This window comes from Flavicella sp. IMCC45537, from assembly GCF_057197705.1.
In genome coordinates this window covers 1337252-1349195 of record NZ_CM170067.1, presented here as the reverse complement: position 1 = coordinate 1349195, position 11944 = coordinate 1337252, and the positions used below count along the sequence as shown (strand labels likewise).

Sequence of the window (11944 nt, the reverse complement as noted above, 5' to 3'; positions counted from 1 at the left end):
AAGCATTAAAGAAAGTTTTTGTCGCTTTTTTATTCAGGGATTAACTCACAAGTTGTCATACTTTTTGTTATATTCAACCCATTGTTTTTTTATTGTTTTTATGAATCGATATTTATTAATACTTTTTTTGTTCATTGTTCAATTTCATGGATATGCTCAAAAAAATGATTTTCATTTTACAAAATTTTCTGTAGGAAATGGTCTTTCTAATAATGCAGTAATTGCGATTGAACAAGATCAATTGGGGAACATGTGGTTGGGAACAAGAAATGGCCTAAATAAGTACAATGGAGATCGTTTTGAGGTGTTTTTAAATAATCCCAAAGATGCTAATAGTCTGTCGAATAGTGATATATTGTCTTTATTAGAAGATTCTGAAGGAAATATTTGGGTAGGGACATACAATGGTTTGAACCGGTATAATCCCATAACCAATAGTTTTACTCGCTATTATAGTGAAGATTTGGTGAATCCCATCGTGAATAATGTGATTATATGTATGGAAGAGATGCCAAATGATGAAATTTGGTTTGGTACAGCAAGAGGAATTTCTATTTATAGTAAAATCACTAAGAAATTCATAAATATCAGAGTCGATAAAAATAGCAGTACAGGGTTGCCCAATAGAAATATTCAAAGAATTTTTATTGACTCTAGTAATGAAATTTGGGTGGCTACAACTCGAGGTTTGGCTCGATATGTAAGTAGAGAAAATAATGACTTTGTATTTGAAAGGTACAGAAAGCCTAGAGGTTCAGAAATAAAAAATGGATTTTTTATACAAGATATTATTGAGATCAGAAAAAATGTTCTTGGGGTTGCTACTAAATACAATGGGTTTTGGTATTTCAATACTATAAAAAAAAGATTTGTAAAAGAAGTTCATTCCAAATTATCACCAACTGCTGATGTGCGTGTCCTACAAAAAACATCTGATGGTAACATCTGGATGGGTACGACTCATGGTGTAATAATATTAACAAAAGACAGGGAAATTCATAATTTGAAATCTAGTAGAAAAGATGTTGCTAGTTTGAGTAGTAATTTTGTGAAATCTATTTTTAAAGATGACAATGGTTCTGTTTGGTTAGGTATGTATAGTGGTGGAGTAAATGTTTGGAATCCGTCTAATGAAAATTTTACAAATTTTAGAAATGATGATTTAGATAATAATTTTGTCACAGATATAGTTTCTGATGTAGCATCCAACTTGTACATCGGAACCGAAGGTGGTGATATTACATTCGTTAGTAAAGATTTAAAAGTTTTGGATGTTTTTGAGGTGTCTGAAGCTAATGAAACTAGAAAATATCCCGTGCAATCCATGCATCTTTCAGAGGATAAACAACTTTGGGTTGGTGTTTTGAATCATGGAGTGTTTTTATATGATGCAGAAACTCATAAAAGATTAGAGGGTGTTATTTCAGATAGACTTATTGCGTATTTGAAAAACACAAGTATATATTCCATCAAAGAAAGTCCTAAAAATATTTTTTGGATTGCTACTTTCGGAAAAGGCTTGATACGCTATAATCATCGGTTGAAAAGTTACAGGATCTATGGGACAAATATTGGACAAGAACCGTATTTGTCAACAGATTTTATAAAAACTATTCATATTGATGGAAAAAGAAATCTATGGTTAGGTGGTTTAGGAAAACTTAACATGCTAAAGTTTAAAAAAGGGTACAAATATGATCTTTTTACTTATGATGTAGATATTGAATTTGGTGGAAATATCAAGTCAATTTTTGAAGATTCTAATAACACAATCTGGGTAGGTACAAATAGTAAAGGGCTTCAGAGATTTAATGGAAAAAAATTCGAAAGAGTTTTTCTAGATTCTATAAATCCAATTACAACTGTAAATACAATTTTACAAAATAGCAATGGTGATTTGTGGTTGAGTTGTGAACGAGGTATTGTTCAGTTTAATACTCAAAAAAATAAAGCTACCTTTTATTCGAATACAGGTTTGAGAAATCTGTATGAATACACACCAAATTCCGGAATTGTTATTAATAATTCTCAATTAATTTTTGGAGGAGAAAATGGAATTACCCTGGTAGATCCCAAAAAAATAAAAATAAACAACTATGCTCCTCAAGTTGTTTTGTCTGATTTCAAAATAAAAAATAAATCAGTTAAAATTGGACAAAAAGAAGAGGTGTTAACAAAACATATATCTTTTACTAAAAAGGTTTCTTTGAGCTATGACAAAGCCAATTTTTCTATTAATTATGCCATTCCAAGTTTTATAAACACCCAGAGTAATTCTTATAAATATCGATTGGTAGGTTTAGATGATACTTGGTATACAACGAGTAAGACAGAAGTGTTTTATACACTACAAACACCTGGTAAGTACATTTTTGAAGTAAAAGGAGCCAATAATTTTGGTGTATGGAACAATAAAGCCACGAGTTTGTTTATTACTGTAAAACCAGCACCTTGGAGAAGTTGGTGGGCATTTTTAATCTATGCTATTCTAATTGCACTCGGTTTAATTGGAATTTTTCTTGTAATGGAGTCTAAAACCAAGTTACAGCACAAACTGGATATGGAGTATTTAGAAGGAGAGAGAGTTAAAGAACTCAATGCAACTAAACTACAATTTTTTACAAATATTTCGCACGAGTTTAGAACTCCATTGACTTTGATTTTAGGACCCTTGCAACAAATTTTGGAAGATTATTCTGGCTCAAATTCGATGTATAAAAAATTAAGAGTTATCGAAAGTAGCTCGAACCATTTGTTGAGGTTAATCAACAGATTAATGGATTTTAGAAAGTTAGAAAACAATCAAGCAAATATTCAAACTGCCGAAGGAAATATTGTGAAATATTTACGTGAAATATTTTTGTCTTTTTCTGAATTTGCGAAAACAGGTAATTACAACTATAACTTTGAAACAACAAATGATGAAATACTAGTTTATTACGATCGATATAAGTTAGAACGTGTATTCTATAATCTTATATCAAATGCGTTTCGCTATACTCCAGAAGGAGGTGATATTAGTCTAAAGATTAAGAAAACATCTAAAAATATAATCATCAGAGTTATAGATTCAGGAGTAGGTATTTCAGAAGAACACTTAGACAAAATATTTGATCGATTCTTTGAAGTAGCCATACACAATAACCCTGAGAAGAACTACAACAAAGGAACAGGAATAGGATTATCCATTGCTAGCAATATAGTAAAGCTTCATCATGGTACAATTAATGTATCTAATAATGCTAAAGGGGGAGCAATGTTTACGGTAAAGTTACCGTTAGGGAAAGAACATTTGAGTCCAGATGAAGTATCTGATTCTTTTGTGAAAAGTGATGATGTAAGTCAATACGTCACACAATTAGATGTATTAGAAACGGTTACAGACCAAGAAATAAACGATTTGAAAGAATCTAAAAAAGAGCTTTCCATTTTGTTGGTTGAAGACAATACTTCCTTGAGAACTTTTATGAAGGATTTATTGAAGGATGAGTACACTATTTTCGAAGCGGAAAATGGGCGTGTAGCTTTGGATTTGGCTCAAAAGAAAAAACCAGATCTTATTGTAAGCGATGTTGTGATGCCGGAAATGGTGGGTACAGAATTATGTGCTAAAATAAAATCAGATATCAATACAAGTCATATTCCGGTTATATTGTTGACCTCTAGATCTTCTTTAATTTATAAATTTGAGGGACTAGAAAGTGGTGCAGACGATTATATAAGTAAGCCTTTCAACTTAAAAGAGTTTAAACTACGCATAAAAAACATTCTAGAACTGAAGTCTCGATTAAAAGATAAATTTTCTGGAGATGATCACTTTGTGCCTAGTGAAGTGGCAGTAACTTCTAAGGACGAAGAGTTGTTAGCTAGAGCTTTTAAGGTTGTAGAAGCAAATATTTCTAATGAAGATTTTGATGTTTCTATGTTCGTATCAGAATTGGGAGTGAGTAGATCTTTACTTTTTACAAAAATAAAAGCTTGGTCAAACATGACTCCAAATGAATTTATCCGTGAAATACGATTGAAAAGAGCTGCGCAATTGTTAGAACAGAATAAAATAAATGTATCTCAAGTAGGATACAAAGTTGGTTTCAAACGTCCAAAATATTTTAGTCAATGTTTTAAAAAGAAATACGGACTTACACCAACCGAATACACAGATAAATTCTATAAAGAAAGCTAATAGTAATAATTGTATTTATTACGCTATTTGGACTTTTACTACCTCCCTTTTGGATATATGGTTCGTTTATGAATGGTAATTTTGTAATATGAATTCAAAGAAGACAAAACTCGTCATCCTTCAGGTACTTCTTTTTTTATTAGTTGTTCTAACTAGTGTTCTGATGATTTATTTGATTTGATTAAAATTGAATTAGTTATGACGCTCAATATAGTACATAACAGCTGCATATAAGTATAGAAGTATTTTTAAGTCTGTATTTTCAATTTTGATGAGAATGCATTGATATGGACATTTACTGCCATACATAATCTAACTTAATGCCATGAAAAAGTTTCAAAGTTTTTTTATAATTGTTCTAATAGCTTGTTCAAATTATGTACAAGGTCAGTCACCGAAGTCTGAAATTTCAAAACCTAATGTTTTGTTTATTGCAGTTGATGATTTAAATAATTGGATTAGTTGTATTGATAATATTTCCCATCCAGTTACACCAAATTTTGATCGTTTGGCAAAAAAAGGAGTAACCTTTACAAATGCCCATGTTCAAGCGCCTTTATGTGGACCTTCTAGAGCATCTATTATGACAGGTTTGCGACCTTCAACTACGGGTATCTATGGAATGACTCCGGATGATAAAATAAGAAACGAGCAGAATGCTTCTACTAAAGATATTATTTTTTTACCGGAATATTTTAAACAACATGGTTATCATACTATGGGAATCGGAAAACTTTTTCACATTCACGCACCAACGGGAGTTTTTGACGAATCTGGTGGTAGAGTAAAGGGGTTTGGTCCTTACCCTAAAAAAAGGTTTGTGTGGGATGGTTATGGAAAGGGTGTGCGAGGAACACATGGAAGAACAAGTACTGATTGGGGGGCATTTCCAGAAAATGATACGTTAATGCCAGATCATCAATCTGTCGATTGGGTGATAGAACGATTACAAAGAACATATGACAAGCCTTTTTTTATGGGGCTTGGTTTTTTACGTGTTCATGTTCCTTTGTATGTGCCTCAAAAATGGTTCGATATGCACCCGATTGAATCGATACAAACACCTCCGTATTTAAAAGAAGATTTAGATGATATTCCACCTGTGGGATTAAAAATAAATGATTTGCCTATGATGCCATCTACAGAATGGGCGAAATCTAGCGGAGAGTGGAAAAAAATCATACAAGCTTATATGGCATGTATGAGCTATGTAGATTATGAATTAGGAAGGGTGTTGGATTCGCTTGAAAAAAGTGAACATGCTGATAATACGATTATTGTTTTATGGTCTGACCATGGTTATAGATTAGGTGAAAAAGGAACATTTGCCAAACATGCATTATGGGAAACAGCTACGAAAGCACCATTGATGTTGGCAGGTCCAAATATTCCAAAAAATAAAAAAGTAACCGCTCCTGTGGAGATGTTATCTATTTATCCAACACTACTAGATTTATGTAAATTACCTAGATACAATAGAAATGAAGGGGAGAGTCTCTTGAAAACTATGGGTACTTCGTATCCGGAAAATCAGGGTTATGCATTAACGACATATGGTAGGAAGAATCATGCTGTTAAAATAGATGGGTACCGTTATATTCAATACGAAGACGGGAAAGAAGAGTTCTATGATCACTCTATCGACCCCAACGAGTGGTACAATAAAATCCATGATAAAAAATACGATAAGATTATACAACGCATAAAAGAGCATTTACCTTATACAAATGTTCCGTGGTATGAAAATTCTAACTATACGTTTCAACCTTATTTTGTTGAGCAGAAAAAGCGGATGAAAAATGAAGTTGAAAATTAATATCCTTTGTGAAATGAAAAAGTTTCATGTCATACTCTTTTTGTGTTTGTTTTTAGGAAATAACTCTTTTTCTCAGAAGGATTTAAAGTGCGAATCAAAAACTACTCCAACGGGGATAACTATCAATAAACCTCATTTTAGTTGGACATTTATAGGTGATACAAAAAGTCCAAAACAAGGAGGGTATAGAATTATGATGGCAACTGCTCCCGAAAAATTAAAATATCCAGACCTTTGGGATTCAGGCCCAACAAGTTCATCACAATCTAGTGGCATACAATATTCAGGAGAACCTTTAAAAAACGGACAACGTGTATACTGGAAGGTTATTATTTGGGGAAACAATCGAGGTGCCTCCCATAGTGAGGTAACTTGGTTTGAAATGGGAGAAATAAAAAATCCTGAAAAAGCTTTTCAACCTAACGTTTTTTCTAAAACTAGAGCAGGAATTACTAAAATCGATATTGACGGTAAAAATGAAGGTAGAATATTTGAAGGAATTGGTGCGGTGAGTGCTGGTGCTTCTACAGATTTATTATATGATTATATAGATCCTGTTAGAAGTCAAATTTTAGATCTTTTGTTCAAACCAAAATTTGGAGCTGCTTTTCAACATTTAAAAGTTGAAATGGGTGGAGGAGAAAATTCTACTTGTGGGGCTGAACCCTCACATGCTTTTACAAAGGAAGAATTGAAAAAACCAGTTTCTAGAGGCTATGAATTTTGGTTGATGAAAGAAGCCAAAAACAGAAACTCCAATATGATTCTGGAATACCTTCCTTGGAGTTTTCCAGGTTGGTTAAAACCAAATATTTACTCTCAAGAATCTGCTGATTATTTTGTCGCTTTTTTAGATGTTGCCAAAAAGCATTGGGATTTAGACATAGATTGGGTGGCAGCTGCGGAAAACGAAAATGGTACAGATAGCAATTGGTTGGTAGACCATATGAGACCTACTTTAGACGCTCGAGGTTATCAAAATGTAAAAATTCAAGGACCTGATGATAACAGTGGAGATTGGAAAATATTCGATGATTTTGAAAAAGACAAGGAGTTTGACAAAGTGATAGAAGCTGTAGGTTATCATTACGTAACAGGAAGAGAATTTACGGATGATATGGTTGATGGTCGTGGTCGACCGACAACTGTAAAAGCAAAAGAATCAGGAAAACCACTTTGGGCAAGTGAAGATTGGAGCTGGACAGGCAAAGATTGGGGCGGGGCAGGAGCCTTAAACTTAGCACGATTGTACAATAAATTTTACATTCGAGATCAAATTACAAAAACACTTATTTGGGCACCAATTGGTTCTATATACAAATCTGTAACTTGGGATAAAGCAGGTGCTATGAAAGCGAATGAGCCTTGGAGTGGTTATTATGAAGTTTGGCCAACAATTTGGGCTACAGCCCATACAACACAATTTGCAACAGCAGAAAATTGGCAATATTTAGACGAAGCTTGTGGATTGTTTGACGCATCAACCTATAAAGGAAGTGTTGTGACTTTAAAAGATATAAATACTGCCAATTGGAGTATGATTATTTGTACTGAAAATGAAGAAACATTAAAAGTAAACATTAAAAAAGGGTTGGCGCATGAAAAGGTGTATGTTTGGAAATCTGATCGAGTTAATCAATTTGTAGAACTGGCAAATATCACCCCTAGAAAAAGGTCATTTACAATACAACTTGACTCTAAAAGCATTTATTCTTTAACAACAACTATAGGCCAACAAAAAGGAATCTATGAAATTCCTAAGTCTAAAGCATTTCCATTTCCGTATAAAGAAGAGTATGAAGACAGAAAAGTGGGTGATTTACCAAAATATCATTCAGATCAAAAAGGGAGTTTTGAAATCGCTTTAAAAGAAAATGGAACTCATTGTTTGAAACAAATTGCACCTGAAGCTGGATATGATTGGATGCGAATCTATAGAAGGCCTAACATAAAACCACATACGTTAATTGGCGATGTAAATTGGAGAGACTTTACCTGTAGTACAGATGTTTTTATAGCAGGTGGAAATGTAGAAATAGGAGGACGTGTAAAAGGGAGTTTTTTGAACGGTTATAGATTTATGATAGAAAAGAGTGGTAGCTGGAAGTTACTACATAACAAGAAAACTTTATCGAAAGGAACTATAATTGGCTTTGATGGTAACATTTGGCATCAGATAAAAATAAAGTTTCAAGACAAAGATGTTGAGGTTTTTGTAGATAATGAATCAATTTCAAAGGCAACGCATGTTATTACTAGTGGTTATGTTTCGTTAGGAAGTTCATATCATCCTAATCTTTTTGATAATTTAAAAGTAACCAGTAATAAACCAATGAAAAAAAATGTTTCCAAAAAGTAAAGTTTCGTTTATGAAAAAAAATAAAATTTTAGTTTGTGTTTGCAGTTTTATTTTAATATTGATTGCTTGTGAAAAAGAAAATCCGAAGCAGGGTTTCAGTGATATTACTAATCTTGAACAAGGATTTAAAAACCCGCCAAACGAAGCCAAAGCGAGAACTTGGTGGCATTGGATTAGCGGTAATGTCTCTAAATCAGGTATCACCAAAGATTTAGAAGCGATGAAAGCAGTAGGTATTCAAGAGGCTCAATTATTCAATGTACATTTAGGTTTTCCGCAAGGGCCAGTAAAATATTTAAGCGAAGAATGGTTAGATTTATTTAAGTTTTCTGCTGAAGAAGCGCAGCGTTTGGGCTTAGAAATGGCATTTCATAACAGCGCAGGTTGGTCGTCTTCTGGAGGGCCTTGGGTTACTGAAGAATATGCAATGCAAACAGTGGTGTTTAGCGAACTTACTGTTAAAGGGGGGGAAACAATCCAACTAAATATACCAAAACCTAAAACCAAATTTGATTATTATAGAGACATCGTTGTTTTGGCCTTTCCAAAACCCAAACAACATATAAAAATAGATGGATTAGATTATAAAACATTGTCCGATAGAATCAGAAATCATTTGCTACCAAACATGAAGCAAATACCTGCTGATGCCATCATAAATAAAGAAAGTATTATTGATGTTACTTCTAAGTGTAGTAAAGAAGGAATTTTAAAATGGAATGTTCCAAAAGGTGAATGGATTATTCTACGTCTAGGACATACTCCAATAGGAACGACGAATAGACCTGCACCTCCAGAAGCGAAAGGCTTAGAGGTAGATAAAATGAGCAAAATAGCGGTAGATGCTTATTGGAAATCGGGTGTACAACCAATTATTGACAAATTAGGAGATTTAGTCGGTACCACAGTGAATAATTGTTTAATTGATAGTTACGAGGTAGAAACTACCAATTGGACTAAGGGATTCGACAACCAGTTTAACAGTTTAAGAGGTTATAGCTTAACGTCATATTTACCAACCTTAGCAGGATACTATGTGGATAGTGGAGCGGTATCAGAAAGATTTCTTTGGGATTTTAGAAGAACTATTGGTGACTTAATAGCAGAGAATTATTATGCTCATTTTGGAGAACTATGTCATAAAAACGGTATGCGATTTTCTGTTGAACCTTATTGGGGACCTTTTGATAATATGCAAGTTGGTGCTCAGGGCGATATCGTTATGTGTGAATTTTGGAGTGGAGGTTATCCGTTTTTCGATTCACCAAAATTTGTGTCTTCCATAGCACACTTAAATGGTAGTGCGATTGTAGGTGCAGAGTCTTTTACAGGAATTGGTGGTTGGGACAAACACCCGGCTAACATAAAATCAATTGGAGATAGAGCTTGGGCAGAAGGTATTACACGATTCATTTTTCATACATATGTGCACCAACCTTGGGATGTAGCTCCTGGTTTAGCTTTAAGTTATCATGGTTTTGATTTTAACCGTTTAAACACTTGGTGGAGACAAAGCAAAGGATATATGGATTATCTAGCGCGCTCTCAATATTTATTACAACAAGGAAAAAATGTTGCCGATGTTTTGGTGTTTACAGGAGAGTCATCACCAAATACAGGCTTTATAAAACCAGAAATTAAATCCATGGGTTTTGATTATGATTTGATTGGAGCAAATAAATTAAAAGACTTAACCGTTAAAAACGGGACGATTTATTCGGCTGTTGGAAATACATACAAGCTTTTGGTATTACCAGAATCAGATTTTATCAAACCAGAAACTCTAAAAAAAATAGAAGAGTTAGTCAATGGAGGCGCAAATGTTATTGGAAAAAAACCGTTACAATCGCCAAGTTTAACTAATTATCCAAATTGTGATGTTAGCGTTAAAATGCGTGTTGATTCCTTATGGACAAAAGGGTTGGTAAAAGAACTGTCGATTGAAGAAGCTTTAAAAAATAAAACACCCGATTTTATACTTGAATCTAGTGATAAAACAGATTTGAGTTTTATCCATAGAAAGACAACTGATGCTGATATTTATTTTATTGCGAATGCCAGAAAAGAAGCCAGAAAAATTAACGCTCGTTTTCGAGTAACAGGAAAACAGCCTGAACTCTGGAATTCTGAAAATGGCAGTATAAGAGATGCTGTCGTTTTTAAAGAAAATGACGATGAAACAACTTCAGTGACTTTGCAATTAGGCATGGAAGAATCGGTTTTTGTAGTGTTTAAAAAGCCTGTGAATCCAAACCACTTAGTGGAAGTTTTTACAAAACTAGAACCTACTGCAATTGAACCTCTTTCTAACTTAGAAATTGTAAAAGCAGCGTATGGTACCTTTTTACAAGAAGGCTTAATAGACATTACGGATAAAGTGAATGATGCTATCAATAACGGAACTTTAGATTTTAAAATGAGTAGGGCGTTTTGTGATTGCGATCCTGCAATGGGCTATAAAAAAGAGTTCAGGATGGAGTACCAAATTGGTGATGTTAAAAAGCAGATTTATGCCGAAGAACGAGAGCATATTCATATTGATGCAGGAAATAAATCGCTAAAAGTTTTAAAGGCAGTATTTGGTAAGTTTAAAGGAGAAACCACCGGTATTCCTCAGTATTATAAAACTTTTGATGTTACTGATAGAATTCAAAACCTAGTAAGCTCAGGAACATATGATATCTTGGTGTCTAATCGATTGATCGATAATAACATTCCACAAGGCGATAAAACCGTTTTAAAAATTACCTACAAAACTGATGGAGAAGAACGCACTGTATTTATTCCCAAAGGACATCGTTTAAAATTATCAAAAGATGCATTAAAACCTGAATTAGAATTTGAAAATGATGGAATATACTGGACAACACCTTATGTTGGTAAAGTAAATTATACGTTAGCAACGGGAGTAACAAAAACAGAGGAAGTGATATCCGTTCCGCGACCAATGGAGCTATCAGGTACTTGGGAAGTTTCTTTTCCAATAACCTCAGAAACTTCAAAAAAAGAAACCTTTCCTAATTTGATATCTTGGACAGAAGCCAAAGATGAGGCTGTTCAATATTTTTCTGGAACTGCATCCTATAAAAAAGATTTTGTATTGTCAGAAGAAATGCTTCAATCGAATAAAAAGATAGCCCTAGATCTAGGAAGTGTATCCATCATTGCTGAAGTAATAATCAACGGTAAAAGTGCAGGTGTTTTATGGAAAGCTCCTTTTAGAATTCCTATTGATGAATTTGTGAACAAAGGACAGAACACACTTGAAGTTAAAGTGACCAATTTATGGCCCAATCGATTGATTGGAGACGAACAGCAATCTATAGATTACTCACGAAGAGGCAATAAAATCAAGGCACTTCCAGAATGGTTGTCAAAACCTAAATCACGAGAGTCTAAAAGACAAACGTTTGCTTCTTGGAAACATTGGCATAAGGAGGACGATCCGTTAAGTTCAGGACTGTTAGGTCCGGTAAAAGTGATATTTTTTGAAACTGTAAAGCTAGAGAACTGATGATTAAATATGTTTGTTTATATCTTTTAATGTTTTTTTGTTTGTTGGGTTGTATAACGAAACCTAACAAAC

4 protein-coding genes are annotated in these 11944 nt (G+C 33.6%); all 4 read left to right on the top strand.

All coding sequences use genetic code 11. The annotated features are described in order from the left end of the window. Nucleotides 1–127 precede the first annotated feature (127 nt). The 4 genes from AC2DGP_RS06010 (at nt 128) to AC2DGP_RS05995 (ending at nt 11872) form a co-directional block, all read left to right on the top strand. Nucleotides 128–4183 (top strand): hybrid sensor histidine kinase/response regulator, encoded by a 4056-nt coding sequence (locus AC2DGP_RS06010; protein WP_484492107.1) that lies wholly within the window; start codon nt 128–130, stop codon nt 4181–4183. 325 nt (nt 4184–4508) lie between these two features. Then, complete coding sequence (locus AC2DGP_RS06005) at nt 4509–5999, top strand: sulfatase (RefSeq protein WP_484492106.1); 1491 nt, start codon at nt 4509–4511, stop codon at nt 5997–5999. Nucleotides 6000–6012: 13 nt separating this feature from the next. After that, nucleotides 6013–8358: a glycoside hydrolase family 78 protein gene (locus AC2DGP_RS06000; RefSeq protein ID WP_484492105.1), complete on the top strand. Its 2346-nt coding sequence runs from the start codon at nt 6013–6015 to the stop codon at nt 8356–8358. A 10-nt stretch (nt 8359–8368) separates the two neighbouring features. After that, entirely contained in the window at nt 8369–11872 is a 3504-nt protein-coding gene (locus AC2DGP_RS05995; RefSeq protein ID WP_484492104.1) for a glycosyl hydrolase, read from the top strand. Nucleotides 11873–11944: the final 72 nt, after the last annotated feature.

What these genes read in the sequence shown, in the direction of transcription:
- AC2DGP_RS06000 (WP_484492105.1), top strand. Translation starts at nt 6,013, where the DNA reads ATGAAAAAGTTTCATGTCATACTCTTTTTGTGTTTGTTTTTAGGAAAT.
- AC2DGP_RS05995 (WP_484492104.1), top strand. Translation starts at nt 8,369, where the DNA reads ATGAAAAAAAATAAAATTTTAGTTTGTGTTTGCAGTTTTATTTTAATA.
- AC2DGP_RS06005 (WP_484492106.1), top strand. Translation starts at nt 4,509, where the DNA reads ATGAAAAAGTTTCAAAGTTTTTTTATAATTGTTCTAATAGCTTGTTCA.